A 14,371-nucleotide genomic window follows, 5' to 3' on the forward strand; every position below is an offset into this window, starting at 1 on the left:
TATTCCAGCTGCTTTTTTTTCAGAACACATTAATACATCTTTCCCTTGCATACTACATGGCGAAATGAGACCAAAATATCCAACTTCATTTTTCGCAAAAAAAATGGGTGCACATCTGTACACCCATTTCATTAATCATCTTTAAACCATCTTTGCAATATACGGCTTACGATAAAACTAACAACAGCCCCTAGTGTGGCAAGTAAAATAGTTTGCAATATACCAATTGGCCATTGGCCCAATACGCTAAAACATACGCCACCAACAATTCCCATTTTAACAGAAAAATTATTCATTGGGCGCGGCCTCCTTTTGTACAATTTTAACAAGGTGTCCAACTACATTTAGGTATCGAACGGCTAGTAGCACGCTCAAGGGGAGCTTTAAAGGCCCGGCCAATACAGCCTCAGCTATGACAACAACAATGTTCGCCGTTTTAAAAAACTTCCCTAACCAGCCTTTCCCCGAAAGGTTCTTGGTTTTTTTAACTGCTTTGATTTGCATTAGGGTATAAAATTAATAGGCGATCAGATCAATGTATATACAGGCTATTCCTCCCTTTAACAGAGGTGATAATTAAAATAACCAGCTCCTGCGCCTCTATTACTGGATACACAAGGCTGTGTAGTCTTTCCAAAGCAATGCGGCTATAGTCACCAACCCCTTCACCCTTACACTTGGTTACAGGCGCAATACAGCCTTGCAGTTCACGCAATGCAAAATTCGCCGGATGGATCAATATAGCCTCTCGCTTAGGAACATGGCTAAGGGCTAGCTGCTCACCGTGTTTAGTATGATAGCGCTTGATGAGTGCGTAACGTCCTTCAGGAATACAACTAATATTCCGTTTGTTGTTCCGCCACGGCAGTTCAATGCATTCGCAGATCACACATCCCTGATAGCTGATTTGTCCGTTCGTACCATTCTTAAAGTACATCCGGTTTAATATCAGTTCCATCACAAACCTTTAGTTAAAACAAGAGCTAAACCATTAAACGCGCCATTGCTTAGCGAATAATCTCTACCATTTACCTGCTGAAAAAAACTAATGCCCAACAGCAGAAATATAGGCTTAACACTGGCAGGGCTGAGCGTACAGCTCAAATTAATGGCTCCTGCTGCCACCTCCTTCACCTCAATTAAGTCGCTCTCATTAACATTAAGTTCAAATACTTCAGTCTCAAAATCAATAACTGCAGCTGCTGCGCTAAATTTAAAATGAGTTGCTCCCGCAGGCGATGAAATAAGGTCCTTGGCGCTAAATGCTGGAAAAGCAATGCCGGCCGTGCCTGCTGCACGGTCAATATTAGAGGTGTAGGGTATATGAATGGTAGAACTGATGGTTCCATTAATGTTAAATTCAAAGCCATTTAACAGCTCTGTCTCGGCGTCGAGCACTTGTCTTAAGCCACGGTCATTAACCGAATCCGCTCGAATAACACTTAACATTTCTTTCATCAGGCGCTGACTGACGCGCTTATCCGCCAATTGACTGGTTAATGTTTTAAAAGCTGTTCTAAAAAGCTTTCCTGCCCGAGTTGCCCGCCCAAATTCAGCGCCGTTTTCGCGGGTTCGCTGGTACTTAGGGTCATTTGCAATTCTACTCGCAGTAACACCGCCCTTTTCACGGGCTTGGTACCCGTCCTTTGTTTTGTAAAAGGTTAAATCCCCGATTCTTCCTTTTAATTTAATTAATCCTTCCTGACGTGCCATAACATAGTTATTTACATCTGGATACAAAGTTGCAACAAGCCAAAAAAAATCAGGTCGCAAAATGCTTAATTAGGCTTTTATCATCCTATTTATTCATTTAATTTCACTTATAGATAAATTGGCGCATTAGTACGCTTTTTTACCTTGTTTATAAATATCTTTGTTAAGAAATTGTAATTAATTATTAACTATCTGAGCCGCTACCGAACAAAAAAGAAGACATTATCTAAATTAAGGCTACTTCAACAAAAGGCAGCGGTATCACTAATTCTACTGCTATGAAAAGAGTATGTGTTTATGCAAAAGATGTAAGCATCTTAACTGGAAAAAGTTTGAGGCATTCCCAAAAAACGCTTCAAAACTTAAAATTTATCCTCAACAAATCAAAAAATCAGTACATTACCGTAATGGAATTCGCAGAGTATTCGGGGATAGATCCTGTGTCCATTGAAACAAAACTAGGTAATTAGCATTCTAAGAACCCGTCATCCCCGGGTTTTTTCAATGTTGCACCCACCAAAACAAAGCAATACTTTTAATCTTTTTCCGCATCACCACAGCAACCCTTTCTTAAACTCCCAATGCACTATGGTCTAAAAACAGTAGAACACCTACCTGCTGCAGCTGATTGTTAAACAGATTAACAGGCCTTAAACTGTTTTATTTTAATGATTCAGCCGTAAAATAGAGGAAAAACGCCAAGGGAATTACAGCAAAGGATAACATTGTTAACGCACTTCATTCGCTAGGCCCAAAAAGACATAAATGGAATCGCCGATAAACACATGGTATCCATCGGCGATTAATAGCATAACATTTTTATACCAATCTATTTAATCTGCCTCAACAGATAACTACCATAACCGCTTTTAACCAGTGGGGTAGCAATTGCCTTAAGCTGTTCGCCATCAATAAAGCCCATGCGGTACGCAATTTCTTCAATACAGCCAATTTTTAACCCTTGGCGTTCCTCTATAATCTGTACAAATTGGCCGGCCTGCATTAAAGAGGTAAAAGTTCCGGTATCTAACCAGGCCGTACCACGGCTCAACACGCCTACTTTTAATTTGCCACGTTCTAAGTAAATACGGTTAACATCGGTAATTTCGTATTCGCCACGGGGAGAAGGTTTAATATTTTTGGCAATTTCTACTACTTCATTATCATAAAAATACAATCCCGGTACGGCATAGTCTGATTTGGGTTGAACGGGTTTTTCTTCAATAGAGATCGCATTTTTGTGCTCATCAAACTCCACCACGCCATAACGTTCAGGATCAGCAACCTGATAAGCAAATACCACACCGCCATCTGGATCGGAGCTGGCCTGTAACAATTTAGCCATCCCATCGCCATGAAAAATATTATCGCCCAGCACCAGGGCTACTTTATCATTACCGATAAATTCTTCGCCGATCACAAAAGCCTGTGCCAAACCATTTGGTTCAGCCTGCACGGCATAACTGAATGTACAGCCTAGAGAGGCCCCATCACCCAACAATTTCTCAAAATTAGGCAGATCGTGTGGAGTAGAGATAATTAAAATTTCTTTTATCCCAGCCAACATTAAGGTTGATAAAGGATAATAAATCATCGGTTTATCGTAAACCGGCATCATCTGCTTGCTACACGCAAGTGTTAAGGGATGCAAGCGTGTTCCGCTGCCACCAGCTAAGATTATACCTTTCATATTTTCTTTAATCAGTTATTTTTAAATTACAGTTAACCGATTTAAACAATTTAAACAGTTAACCATTATTGATCTTTAATTTTTGATATACATTCCACCAGACTATCTCTCCAATAAGGAATTTCGATATTAAATGTTTTCTTAATCTTCGTTTTATCCATTACCGAAAAGGCCGGACGTGTGGCTTTTGTTGGATAGGCAGATCCTGGAATAGGATTTACTTTTACCGAAGCTTCACTAATATCAAAAATCGCCTTGGCAAAATCAAACCAGGAGGTTACCCCCTCGTTACTGTAATGATATATGCCATAAGCTGTGGATGAAGAGGCAATGATATCAAAAATAGCATTGGCTAAATCAATGGCATAAGTTGGCGTGCCTACCTGGTCAGCTATGATATTCAGTTCATCGCGTTCAGTACCAAGCTTTAGCATCGTTTTTACAAAATTATTGGCATATTCAGAATACAACCAGCTGGTGCGGACAATAAAATGATTTGGCAATAGCTGAGCTACAGCTTTTTCGCCATCCAGTTTCGTTAAACCATAAACATTAATGGGTTTAGCTTCATCTTCTTCTTTAAGCAACTTTACATCATTACCTTCAAAAACGAAATCGGTAGATACATGGATTAAGGTTGCGCCAATGGCTAAACAGGCAGTAGCCAAATAAGCGGCACCAGTTTCATTAATGGCCTTAGCTAAATCAACCTCATCTTCTGCTTTATCAACAGCCGTATAAGCCGCACAGTTAATTACAAAAGCTGGCTTTTCATTTGCCAAAAGTGTCTTCAAGCCCGTTTCGTCTAGGATATTGGCATCCTTCTCTTCTGGGAAAACAATTTGAGTAATTTCCCTGCGTTCAGCAACTGTTTTTAAACATTGGCCCAATTGCCCACCGGCACCAATTACTAATATTTTACTCATATAGGCTGAAGTTCGGCAAATGGTTTTAAAAGTAAATCTTTATCAGAAATAGCCTGATCTTTTTCTGGGATTAACCAGTCGATGTTCAGATCGGGATCATTATAAATTACACCGGTTTCTGAAGCCTTGTTGAAAAAATTATCGCATTTATATAAAAACTCGGCGGTTTCACTCAATACCGAAAAACCGTGTACAAAACCTCTCGGGATATACAATTGCAGTTTATTCTCAGCACTTAAACGTACAGCGATGTGTTTACCATAGGTTGGAGAACTAGGCCTTACATCCACCGCAACATCCAACACCTCACCTTTGGTTACCCTCACCAATTTGGCCTGTGCAAATTCTCCAGTTTGTGCATGTAAACCTCTAATTACACCATACGAAGAGTAAGATTGATTGTCCTGAACAAATCTGCCCGATAAACCTGTTTTCTCTTCAAAGGTATTTTGATTAAAGCTTTCAAAAAAATAGCCCCTGGGGTCTTCAAATACCCTGGGTTTAATGATCAGGCAGTCTTTTAAGCCCGTTTCCTCAATTTCCATTATTTATTGCTATACTGTTGTTGGTAGTATGATTGATAATTACCCGAGGTTACATTATTTAACCAATCTTCATTTTGTAGGTACCAATCTACCGTCTTGGCCAAACCTTCTTCAAACTGTAAGCTTGGCACCCAGTCCAATTGATTTTGCAGTTTGCTCGAATCAATGGCATAACGTAAATCGTGCCCGGCACGGTCGGTTACATAGGTAATCAGCTTGGCCGATTCGCCCGCTTCGCGGCCTAACTTCTGGTCCATAATAGTACACAGTAGATTAATCAGGTCAATGTTTTTCCATTCGTTATGCCCACCGATGTTATAGGTATCGCCTGTTTTAGAGTTATGGAAAATGACATCAATGGCACGGGCATGATCTTCTACCCATAACCAATCGCGTACATTTTCGCCTTTGCCATATACGGGTACAGGTTTATTGTTTTTGATATTATTGATGGCCAATGGGATCAGTTTCTCAGGGAAATGATGCGAACCATAGTTGTTAGAGCAATTAGAAATTACACAATCCATACCATAAGTATCGTGATAAGCACGCACAAAATGATCAGAGCTGGCTTTTGATGCCGAATAAGGACTATGTGGATCGTAAGCGGTAGTTTCGGTAAACATACCTTCTTCTCCTAAGGCTCCATAAACCTCATCCGTACTCACATGGTAAAAACGTTTTTTATCATAATCACCTTTCCAGTATTCGCGTGCAGCATTTAGTAAATTAACCGTACCAATTACATTGGTAATCACGAAAGCAGTAGGGTCTGAAATAGAACGGTCTACATGGCTTTCTGCCGCAAGGTGGATCACCGCATCGAAATTTTCTGCCTTGAACAGATCAAACATGGCAGTAGCATCAGCAATATCTTCCTTTACAAATCTATAATTGGGTTTATTTTCGATATCGGTCAAGTTAGCTAAATTACCTGCATAGGTAAGTTTATCTAAATTTACAATCTCATATTGAGGATAGTTATTAACAAAACGGCGGACTACATGGGAGCCAATAAAGCCTGCACCACCAGTGATTAAGATTTTTTTCACAGTTATTAAATGAATTTCAGTCGGCTAAAATAAGTTAGATTTAGGCAAATAACAACTTAAATCTGACATTAACACAAAACTGAACAAAATAATACTGAAGTAATTAACGGTTTTTGATACGCAACAGCCGAAGTAAATAGATTACCCTGCCCATACGATAGATATGCGTAGCCCAAGCATAGATGAAGCGTACATATAGCGTAGCAATAGCGATAAAGTGACTTTTATTTTTTCTGTTCGGATCGTGGTATAGCTACATCGCCGCCACCGAACTTTCCAGTTCTTTATACCAGGCTTCACCGTATTTACGGATCAGCGGTCCCTTTAAAAAACTGTAAACCGGAACTTTTAATTCTCTACCAAAAGTACAGGCATCGTGGCAGATGTGCCAGCGGTCGTAATTGAGCACCTCAAATTCAGGGTATTTGGTAATGCGGATAGGGTAAAGGTGGCAGGATATGGGTTTCTGCCAATCTACAATACCCTGCTCGTAAGCTTTTTCGATGGCGCATTTGGTAATGCCGCCTTCAAAAAGCACATAAGCACATTCTTTATTTTTATCTACACAGGGAGTGGTCAAATCGCCATCCTCATCCACCACATACACACCTTGTTCCTCAATGGCTTTAATCCCCTTTTCGTTGAGCAGGTGTTTAATTTTTGGATAAATCTCTTCCAGTACAGCCTTTTCATCATGATCCAAAGGTGCGCCCGAATCGCCTTCTACACAGCAGATCCCCTTACATTTTCTTAAATTACAAACAAAGTTCTCTTTCAATATATCCTCGTGCACCAGCACCTGTTCAACTTCTATCATCATTATTCTTTTGCTAAAGCATATTTCAGCCCTTCGGCCGATTTTAATTCCATGGTTACTGCACCTACCAATATTTCTACCTGCGCTTTTACGGGCACGCGGTTTCCATCATCGGTTACCCAAAGGTATAACCTACTGTCTTTTTTAAATATCCGCCCAGGTTTGATAGACGGACTAAATTTTAAACAACGGATATTGCCCAATTTACTCTTGATGGTTTCTTTGCCCACATATTCAACCTCTAGGGCCGAAATCTCATCGCCGAGGAAATAGTTGAGCTTAAACTTATCGCCAACCTTAATTCTGCTGATATCGAGGCTCCGGGCAAAGTAATAGGCCGAAACCAGGTCAAAAGTCTGATTGGTTGGCGCCGTAAACGTTCCCCGGTTCGAAACAACCTTTTTCGCATCTTGCGTAAAACGGGCCTTATCCTGCCGCCTGTAACTCGCCTCCCGTATATTTTCCTGATAGAAATAGGGCAGAAGCTCCGTCTTGTCGATATAAGAATCATAATGGTCCCTAATCTTATAAAACACATCAAAAGTACCCGAAGTCTGCGCATCTACCGTAAGTTTATAGGTTGGTTTACCATCAAACTTTAAATCAGAATTGCTCACTTTGATCGTTGCCTCTGCAGCGGTAATAAAACCGTACCTCAATTTATACTGTAAAACCTCACCTTCCTGAAAAACAGGTTCTTTCTTCAGGGGCAGCTCCTGGGCCGTGGCATATAAACTGCAAAAGCCCACCGTTAGCGTGATTATTAATTTCTTCATTGCCTTTGTATTCATTTGTGTGTGTTTATCGGCATTAAACGTACCGATTTAGAATGAAGATATACAAAAAGCAAACCAAAATTTAATCTTTTCTTTTATACACGGGCACAGTAGAGCAAGGCTCGCCAAACATAATGCTTTTTACCACCGGAGTTAACAGGTTGGTTACCGCTACATAGGCCGAAACCGGTACATCAATATCGCCACAGCCTTTTACCACAACCCGCTCATTTGCATAATCCTGTGGGTCGATTTTAGCCAGTGCCTTGGTAAACAATACCGCTTCTAACGTATCCAAACTGCCAAATACAACTTCATTGGCAAATGGCTTCATCCTGTTGGCCAGCAGCATGTATGCCCAGGTGGGTACAATGGCATCTGCAGAACAGATAATGGCTACATTTTTATCCTGATACTGGCTCCAGTCGTGGTTTTTGATAAACTCCCTAAAATCTTTCTCCTTCAGCATTAAACCATGAAAAAGATTGTCTACAATATCATAAAGTACCCTTTCGCCCTTATGATAAAAATCTTCGAGGTTTAAGGTAATTAAACCACTGTTTGCTACTTTATTGATGATGTTCTCTTGGATGTCCATGGCCTTAAATAAAAAAACCGTTCCGACTATCGGTCGGAACGGTTACAAAATTACGTATTTTCTAATTAATAGAATTTCACGCGATTGTCTTTTATCTGTGCGTTATCTTGTAAAGCCTGGAAAGCCGATCCTAACGAACGTTGTCCTAAACTCAATAACATGCTTTCTTTCTGTTTAAACATATTGGCAATTGGTGCAGGGTTGGTAAATCCATCAACCGAGAATACATACACACCACGCTCACCTTGAACCGGAGCAGATACCTTACCTGGCTGAGATCCGAATACGCTGCCAACCAAGGCATTTTCTTGCGCAACACCTGGAATTACAGGGTTGGCAAATACCAGGTTCTGTACTGGGCTAACCGGACGGGCAACTTTGGCCGCTACCTGATCGATGCTTGCCTTACCAGCACCGGCAAGTTTTTCTTTCAATAATTTTGCCTTAACCGCATTGCGTACCATTGGCTCAATTTCTTTCTTAACATCGGCTAAAGGTAAAATGCCTTTAGGACTAATGTTGGTTAAACGGGCCACAACATATGCGTTGGTCATGGTATAAATTTCTGGCAATACATCGCCTTTATCAGCAGCATAAGCATCTTGGATTAACTTACGTGGATTATCCAAACCTGCTGCAAAGCCTTGTGTTGAAGCAACTTTATCGGCAACGGCAACTTTTAATCCTTTTTGTGCGGCATATTTGGCAAAATCGTTTCCTTTAACATCAGTTAAGAAACTGCTGGCGGCTTTATAGGCCGCTGCCTGGGTTTTGCTACTTGCACCTAATGCTTTTTCTACGTAGGCCAATTTAGCCACCTTAGATGAACCGATCTGCTTTTCGATCTTCATTACATGGTACCCAAACTGAGATTTTACCACTTTAAGATCGCCAACTTTACCATCAAAAGCTGCGTTTTCAAATTCAGGAACCATTTGTCCACGTGCAAACGCAGGCATTTCGCCACCTTTATCTTTCGAACCATCTACACTGTAGTTTTTAGCCAGTTCGGCAAAGTTAGCGCCTTTTAAAATTAAGCCTTTTAACGAGTCAGCCAATTTAACAGCTTTATCTTCGCCACCAACCTTAGCTGGGTCGATTAAGATATGGCTTGCTTTTACCGAATCAGGAGAAAAACGGCTAGCTACCACTTTGATAATTTTATAAGAGTTACCTGTTAATTTAGGACCGTAAAAACTACCTGCAGGCAAAGCAAACACTGCCGAATCGATTGCTGGATCTAACTTGCCTTTACCGATATAGGTAAATGGAACTTTAACATCCGAGTTGATAGCTGCAAAAAGCGAATCGTTTTTAGCCACTTGGAAATCGGCTGCAATTTTATCAACCTGGGTTTTAATGGCTAAAGAATCGGCCTTAGTTGGGCTGATGCTGAAACTTACATACTCGAAAGCACGGGTTTCATTTGGATTGTTGAAACGGGCTTTGTTCTGATCATAATATTCTGAAAAATCGCCATCCGTTAATTTAACCGATGCATCAGGAATAGAAGTATAATCTAAACTTACATATTTAAAGTTAGCCAGTTTATTGCGGTTGTTGTACTCATCTGTAGCTTCTAAAGAAGTTACATATACCGAATTACGGATTAAGTTAGAGTATTTGGTCTGTAAGGCCTGGTTTTTAATCTCCTGTTGCAACATGTTAGATTGCTGTACAGCCTGAGGCTCCTTCGATTTAAGAAAGTTCATCAAGGTAACGCGGTCTAACTGTCCGGTTTGGGGATTAGAAAAATACTGTTTAATAAGTGGGCTGGGATTTTGACCCTGTAATAAATCCAAAAGCTCATCTTCTGATACCGATAAACCTAAACGGTCATATTCTTTGGTTAATAAAACTTTAGCCAATTCAGCGTTCCAAGCCTGATCTACAGCCATAGCGGTCATCTGTGCATTGGCACTACCACCATATTGTTGTTTCATCTGGTTTACACCTTGGTCTACCTTCGGACCGAAATCATCAATGCTGATATCGTTTCCATCGATAGATCCTACAACTTTTTGATTTGCAGACCAAAAAGGTTTACCCACGTTAATTGCATCACCTACTAAAAATGCAACAATTGCAAAACCAATTGCGAAGACCAGGATATAGCCTGCACGGTTACGCAAAAATGTCATTAATCCCATATTGTACTTTATAATTTATTTAGTTCTTTTTTAAGAGGGCGCAAGATACAAATTTGCCTTAAAAAAGAAAACACAAAATTTTATTTATCAAGTGTTTAATTTTTAAGCAAATAGAAGCCCCATTTTAAGGATAGAAGGATAGAATTTTGAAGGATAGAATAAATGCGGATTGCGATTAAATGATTGCGTTCTGAAGGATTGACTTATTGAATTAGAATTTTTGGATTGTAACTAGCAAAACCATTCAATCACTCATTCATTTTAACATGCTATCATTCAAATTAAGGCGCTACACCCTCTTTCATATTCAATACGCCGTTTCCACTGTCCATTTCGTATGTACTGAAATCCTGCGGCGCCTTAAAATTAATCCCTTCACCAATGCTGCCATCGGCACCTTTAACATAAACCCGTTGGTTGGAATAGAAGTATTTTTTAGATTCATCCCAGATCAGCTCCTGCGAAGAGAAAGTATCGCCCTTGCTGTTCTTAACCACCACATTTTTCCTAAACTCGGTTTTAAGTTCGGTATCTTTTCTGATGGCATAATCGCAAACCAGGTTTCCATCTATAGTGCCGTTCGGGTTATAAAAATCGATGTTAACCCCTTTAATCATTTCCTGGTACGAACTTCCGTTCGAAGGGGTAACCTTATCCAGTATGGGTGCATAACCCTTGGCCTTTACCCTTGCCGAATCACTGTAAATGATATCAACACCAATTGTCCTATCGCGCGTAAACTTTATTTTACTGGAAGAAACAGCATCCGCATTTTTGAGATCGTCGTCTCCACATGAAGCCAAAAACAAGGGCAACACCAGAAAAAGACCATATAAAAATGCTTTTTGTTTCATTAGTCTACACGGTACTTGCGGAACCAGGTATCGTTTAAGGTAAAGCCCAAGTGGAAATTGATGAACTTCTCTTTAACAAGGTTATTGTTTAAGGTTCCCCTTTGTCCAACCTCGGTTGTAAAGTTGATTTTATAAAATGCGGTACCTGCATTTGCAGTAGGCAGAGGGAAACCAAAGCCCAAAGATGCACCCATTTGTTTAATATCCTGGTTATTGATCTGGATATAGGTTTTATCGTAGTTAAAGCCCAAACGGTAATCTACACGTTTCATATAGCTGTTGTAAGAAAAGGCATCCGGAGTCCATTGGCCACCTAACGATGCTCCCCAACTGTCCTGCAGGCCTTGATTTACATTGTTGATACTTGTTGCCGACCATTTGCTCATTCTAAAATCAGCACCGATTAACCATTTATCATTTTGTTGGATAGAAATACCAAAATTGTGGGTTAATGGTAAAGTAAGGTTCGATTTTCCTTTGTCTATTACGCTCAAAGTATCTGCAGCTGTTTGCTCGTTGCCGTTGGCATCCCTTAAGTAAATGGTAGAATAAGCAGATTGCGTTGAATTGATTTTTCCTGATGTACTGCCCGAATAGCCAATGGTTACCAAAGTTTTCTTGCCTACATTAAAATCGTACTGAATACCATACGAATAATTTAATCCGCCAACACTGTTTTTATTCTGAAGCTTGGCATTATAGGCACCGGCCAGGTTATATTCAGTTGAACGTGTAGTTTGAAGGTTACCGAAAATATATTCCAAGTTACCGCCAATACGCAGGTGATCGCCAAAACGGTACCCATAACCTAAATAAGCTTTTGATAAACCACCTTCACCTTCATAAAGCTGATCTACCGATGTAGTATCAATTTTAACGGTGTTCCTATACGAGTAGCCAAGGTCTGAGTAAGGCAAAATCCCAAAACTCAATGCCGACCTGCGAGTAACAGGGGCAGCAAAGGCCAAGTGGCTAAAAGTAGAATTGAAACTGGTTTCGCTTAAGTTGTTTCTGGTTAAGTTATTTAAACCAGCGCTCATGCCAATATCTATCGTGGTTAAAGATATACCTGCATAAGAGGCCGGGTTCTGCATATTGATGTAGTTAAACCCGGTTACTTTGTTTACTGCGGTAGAAATTCCGCCCATTGCTCTAAGCTGAGGCAACAAAGATCCTTTTATATTTCCAAGCCCATATCTTGAATATGGCGATGAAGTGGTAACCTGTGCCTGAACACTTACACCACAAACTAGAACGAGTATGGCCGCAATATAATTTATTCTTTTGTACATTTTAATCTGCAATAGCTTCATTTAATCCTTTTAATACCAAGTAGGGATCTTTTATAATTTGAGGCGCAAAGATGCTGTTTTGTAATTGCTTATACAAAAAATTAGCATCACCACCCGTTATAATTACCTTCAAGGCACTTTCTTTTTTATTATTTAGGGCAATAAAGCCTTCAATTTCATTTATGATACCCTGTAAAACACCGTTTTTAATGGCCGATGTGGTATCTGTTCCTTCTACAATTTCTTCCTTATCGTTCCACTCTACCAAGGGTAGCCGCCCCGTAAACTCGTGCACAGCTTTAAAACGCATTTTAATACCGGGGCTTATGCTGCCGCCAAAATATTCTTTCGATTGGCTTAAAGCATCATAAGTAATGCAGGTGCCGGCATCAACCACTAAACTTGCGCTGTTGGGGAACAATCCGTTCGCACCCAAAACAGCAGCCCATCGGTCTAAACCTAAAGTTGCCGGCGTTTTATACCGGTTCTGCACCCCGTTGGTTAACTGTGTAGAAAACCGGGTATAGGCGGTATGTTTTTTTAAAAATGCTTCAAGCGGACCAATTTCCTGGTTAACACTGCTGATGATTGACCGCTGTGGCGAAAACTTTTCAATCAGCTGGGCCAAATCAATAATGCCTAGTTTGTTTAAACGCTGATGATGAACAATTTCCTTATTCGAAAAAACCGCCACCTTAGCAGAAGAGTTTCCAATATCGACACTTAATCCGCGCATTTAAAATCTCCCTTTGCTTAATGTTTTACCTTTCAGAAATTTTAATGAATCCATTCTTATCAATCAGATTAAAACCCAAATAAAGCTTTAATTCCAAAATCATGGCACAAAGCTATTAATCTTTGTCAAGTTTCGGTCTAGTTATTTGTTAAAAAAGGTTAAACAAACAGAAAGTACTGCACCGAAAGTACAAATAAAAGGAACAAAGTTTCGTAAAACCACCGTTTCTTGGCATTGCTAAAGTAGTAGGCCAGCAGCACTGCTCCGGGCGGCACGCAGAGCAGAAAATGCCATGTCCTGAAATCGGGTTTGAGGTAAAAACTGGCCCCCGAAACGATAAACATAAAAAACAACAGCTGGAAACTTTTCCTAGTACTGATAAAGCTTCTGAAAAAATTTTCGCGCAGTTGCAGCGATGCCAATATAATGATGATGATTACCGGTATGAGCACCAGGTAATCGTTATAATTGATTTTAAATACTGAAGGAAACTTATTGCCCAAAGGTTTCCATATCTGGTAAAAGGAGCTTAAATTATCATTCCAGTAATATAATACGGCCAGAAAAAAGAAAACAGTAATAAAACCGATCAGCCCTGCAACCCATTCTCGCCAGTTAAACGACCTAAAAAGCAACAAAGCCAAAAAGATCATCAGCAACATGGCCATAAAAGGAAAATAAACCAAGGTTCCGATGGCTATAATCATCCCGATATCGAAAACCGTAGTAATGGAATTGGCGCTTTTACCCAATTTTAAAAACTTATCGATGATCCAGATTAACAGAAAGTTGCAGATCAATGCCGGACTTAAAATCATAAACGGCATAAACAGACTCGTTCCGGTTACAAACATTAAGCCTGGCAGGAAACTGGGCTTGGCCAACAGATTATGGTTATTAACAATCCGGTTAAAAATCAAGGCCTGCAGGTAAACCAGTACCGCCGCAATAAAAATATTGGTTGGGGCGGTAAAGGCATTATCCAGATCTACGTTGATCAGCAAGCGGGCAAAGGGTTCGAGAAAATCGAAATTGAGCTGCGTAGGTGTTTCATAAAAGATAGCGATACGCATAAAAAATGTGTATGCCAGCAAGAATATGAGGTTAACTGGATTTAGCTTTCTAAACTGATTAATCATGCCTTTTTAAAGAGTAGGCAAAGTAAAGAAAAATAATTTAAGAGTGGGTAGAAAGCAAATGATGAAAAGTTCTATTTAAATCA

17 protein-coding genes are annotated in these 14,371 nt (G+C 40.0%); 1 reads left to right on the top strand and 16 read right to left on the bottom strand.

The window, feature by feature from the left end; translation table 11 throughout:
• Positions 1 to 131: 131 nt before the first annotated feature.
• From ACS5PU_RS07340 to ACS5PU_RS07355, 4 genes are read right to left on the bottom strand one after another with little or no spacing between them, the layout of a single operon-like run.
• The gene (locus ACS5PU_RS07340) at positions 132 to 296 is read right to left on the bottom strand and encodes a hypothetical protein (RefSeq protein ID WP_439458636.1); all 165 of its coding nucleotides are present in this window, start codon (positions 294 to 296) and stop codon (positions 132 to 134) included.
• A complete protein-coding gene (locus ACS5PU_RS07345; protein WP_439458637.1) occupies positions 289 to 504 on the bottom strand; it encodes a hypothetical protein in 216 nt (71 codons plus the stop codon). Before ACS5PU_RS07345 ends, ACS5PU_RS07340 begins: the two co-directional genes overlap by 8 nt.
• A gap of 28 nt (positions 505 to 532) precedes the next feature.
• The gene (locus ACS5PU_RS07350) at positions 533 to 958 is read right to left on the bottom strand and encodes a DUF5675 family protein (protein WP_439458638.1); all 426 of its coding nucleotides are present in this window, start codon (positions 956 to 958) and stop codon (positions 533 to 535) included.
• On the bottom strand, positions 958 to 1,713 hold the full coding sequence (locus ACS5PU_RS07355) for a hypothetical protein (RefSeq protein WP_439458639.1): 756 nt from the start codon (positions 1,711 to 1,713) through the stop codon (positions 958 to 960). Before ACS5PU_RS07355 ends, ACS5PU_RS07350 begins: the two co-directional genes overlap by 1 nt.
• A gap of 278 nt (positions 1,714 to 1,991) precedes the next feature.
• Between ACS5PU_RS07355 and ACS5PU_RS07360 the strand changes: the two genes are divergently transcribed.
• On the top strand, positions 1,992 to 2,183 hold the full coding sequence (locus tag ACS5PU_RS07360; protein ID WP_439458640.1) for a hypothetical protein: 192 nt from the start codon (positions 1,992 to 1,994) through the stop codon (positions 2,181 to 2,183).
• Positions 2,184 to 2,542: 359 nt separating this feature from the next.
• Here the strand turns inward: ACS5PU_RS07360 and rfbA are convergent, their stop codons facing one another.
• The 12 genes from rfbA to ACS5PU_RS07420 form a co-directional block, all read right to left on the bottom strand.
• Complete coding sequence (rfbA, locus tag ACS5PU_RS07365) at positions 2,543 to 3,403, bottom strand: glucose-1-phosphate thymidylyltransferase RfbA (RefSeq protein ID WP_439458641.1); 861 nt, start codon at positions 3,401 to 3,403, stop codon at positions 2,543 to 2,545.
• 65 nt (positions 3,404 to 3,468) lie between these two features.
• Complete coding sequence (gene rfbD, locus ACS5PU_RS07370; RefSeq protein ID WP_439458642.1) at positions 3,469 to 4,329, bottom strand: dTDP-4-dehydrorhamnose reductase; 861 nt, start codon at positions 4,327 to 4,329, stop codon at positions 3,469 to 3,471.
• Complete coding sequence (rfbC, locus tag ACS5PU_RS07375; RefSeq protein WP_439458643.1) at positions 4,326 to 4,874, bottom strand: dTDP-4-dehydrorhamnose 3,5-epimerase; 549 nt, start codon at positions 4,872 to 4,874, stop codon at positions 4,326 to 4,328. The genes rfbD and rfbC overlap by 4 nt, the downstream gene beginning before the upstream one ends.
• Positions 4,874 to 5,926 carry a dTDP-glucose 4,6-dehydratase gene (rfbB, locus tag ACS5PU_RS07380; protein ID WP_439458644.1) on the bottom strand — a complete coding sequence of 351 codons (1,053 nt, stop codon included), beginning with the start codon at positions 5,924 to 5,926 and terminating at the stop codon, positions 4,874 to 4,876. The genes rfbC and rfbB overlap by 1 nt, the downstream gene beginning before the upstream one ends.
• Positions 5,927 to 6,179: 253 nt before the next feature.
• Positions 6,180 to 6,743, bottom strand: a complete 564-nt coding sequence (locus tag ACS5PU_RS07385; RefSeq protein WP_439459301.1) for a DUF3109 family protein — start codon at positions 6,741 to 6,743, stop codon at positions 6,180 to 6,182.
• Between the two features lie 2 nt (positions 6,744 to 6,745).
• The gene (locus ACS5PU_RS07390; RefSeq protein ID WP_439458645.1) at positions 6,746 to 7,519 is read right to left on the bottom strand and encodes a DUF3108 domain-containing protein; all 774 of its coding nucleotides are present in this window, start codon (positions 7,517 to 7,519) and stop codon (positions 6,746 to 6,748) included.
• An 82-nt stretch (positions 7,520 to 7,601) separates the two neighbouring features.
• Positions 7,602 to 8,117: a DUF2480 family protein gene (locus ACS5PU_RS07395; RefSeq protein ID WP_439458646.1), complete on the bottom strand. Its 516-nt coding sequence runs from the start codon at positions 8,115 to 8,117 to the stop codon at positions 7,602 to 7,604.
• A gap of 65 nt (positions 8,118 to 8,182) precedes the next feature.
• Positions 8,183 to 10,267 (bottom strand): SurA N-terminal domain-containing protein, encoded by a 2,085-nt coding sequence (locus tag ACS5PU_RS07400; protein WP_439458647.1) that lies wholly within the window; start codon positions 10,265 to 10,267, stop codon positions 8,183 to 8,185.
• A gap of 281 nt (positions 10,268 to 10,548) precedes the next feature.
• Complete coding sequence (locus tag ACS5PU_RS07405) at positions 10,549 to 11,121, bottom strand: hypothetical protein (RefSeq protein WP_439458648.1); 573 nt, start codon at positions 11,119 to 11,121, stop codon at positions 10,549 to 10,551.
• Positions 11,121 to 12,434, bottom strand: coding sequence for an OmpP1/FadL family transporter (locus tag ACS5PU_RS07410; protein WP_439458649.1), 1,314 nt, complete (start codon positions 12,432 to 12,434; stop codon positions 11,121 to 11,123). The genes ACS5PU_RS07405 and ACS5PU_RS07410 overlap by 1 nt, the downstream gene beginning before the upstream one ends.
• Positions 12,415 to 13,149, bottom strand: a complete 735-nt coding sequence (locus tag ACS5PU_RS07415) for a type III pantothenate kinase (RefSeq protein WP_439458650.1) — start codon at positions 13,147 to 13,149, stop codon at positions 12,415 to 12,417. The genes ACS5PU_RS07410 and ACS5PU_RS07415 overlap by 20 nt, the downstream gene beginning before the upstream one ends.
• A 158-nt stretch (positions 13,150 to 13,307) precedes the next feature.
• Positions 13,308 to 14,222 (bottom strand): DUF6427 family protein, encoded by a 915-nt coding sequence (locus ACS5PU_RS07420; RefSeq protein ID WP_439458651.1) that lies wholly within the window; start codon positions 14,220 to 14,222, stop codon positions 13,308 to 13,310.
• Between the last annotated feature and the right edge of the window lie 149 nt (positions 14,223 to 14,371).

This window comes from Pedobacter sp. GSP4 (assembly GCF_051857575.1).
Classification (GTDB): domain Bacteria; phylum Bacteroidota; class Bacteroidia; order Sphingobacteriales; family Sphingobacteriaceae; genus Pedobacter.

Excerpts from the sequence above, each read along its gene's own strand:
- ACS5PU_RS07340 (WP_439458636.1), bottom strand. The coding sequence starts at position 296 with ATGAATAATTTTTCTGTTAAAATGGGAATTGTTGGTGGCGTATGTTTT.
- ACS5PU_RS07345 (WP_439458637.1), bottom strand. The coding sequence starts at position 504 with ATGCAAATCAAAGCAGTTAAAAAAACCAAGAACCTTTCGGGGAAAGGC.
- ACS5PU_RS07350 (WP_439458638.1), bottom strand. The coding sequence starts at position 958 with ATGGAACTGATATTAAACCGGATGTACTTTAAGAATGGTACGAACGGA.
- ACS5PU_RS07355 (WP_439458639.1), bottom strand. The coding sequence starts at position 1,713 with ATGGCACGTCAGGAAGGATTAATTAAATTAAAAGGAAGAATCGGGGAT.
- ACS5PU_RS07360 (WP_439458640.1), top strand. The coding sequence starts at position 1,992 with ATGAAAAGAGTATGTGTTTATGCAAAAGATGTAAGCATCTTAACTGGA.
- rfbA (WP_439458641.1), bottom strand. The coding sequence starts at position 3,403 with ATGAAAGGTATAATCTTAGCTGGTGGCAGCGGAACACGCTTGCATCCC.
- rfbD (WP_439458642.1), bottom strand. The coding sequence starts at position 4,329 with ATGAGTAAAATATTAGTAATTGGTGCCGGTGGGCAATTGGGCCAATGT.
- rfbC (WP_439458643.1), bottom strand. The coding sequence starts at position 4,874 with ATGGAAATTGAGGAAACGGGCTTAAAAGACTGCCTGATCATTAAACCC.
- ACS5PU_RS07385 (WP_439459301.1), bottom strand. The coding sequence starts at position 6,743 with ATGATAGAAGTTGAACAGGTGCTGGTGCACGAGGATATATTGAAAGAG.
- ACS5PU_RS07390 (WP_439458645.1), bottom strand. The coding sequence starts at position 7,519 with ATGAAGAAATTAATAATCACGCTAACGGTGGGCTTTTGCAGTTTATAT.
- ACS5PU_RS07395 (WP_439458646.1), bottom strand. The coding sequence starts at position 8,117 with ATGGACATCCAAGAGAACATCATCAATAAAGTAGCAAACAGTGGTTTA.
- ACS5PU_RS07400 (WP_439458647.1), bottom strand. The coding sequence starts at position 10,267 with ATGGGATTAATGACATTTTTGCGTAACCGTGCAGGCTATATCCTGGTC.
- ACS5PU_RS07405 (WP_439458648.1), bottom strand. The coding sequence starts at position 11,121 with ATGAAACAAAAAGCATTTTTATATGGTCTTTTTCTGGTGTTGCCCTTG.
- ACS5PU_RS07410 (WP_439458649.1), bottom strand. The coding sequence starts at position 12,434 with ATGAAGCTATTGCAGATTAAAATGTACAAAAGAATAAATTATATTGCG.
- ACS5PU_RS07415 (WP_439458650.1), bottom strand. The coding sequence starts at position 13,149 with ATGCGCGGATTAAGTGTCGATATTGGAAACTCTTCTGCTAAGGTGGCG.
- ACS5PU_RS07420 (WP_439458651.1), bottom strand. The coding sequence starts at position 14,222 with ATGCGTATCGCTATCTTTTATGAAACACCTACGCAGCTCAATTTCGAT.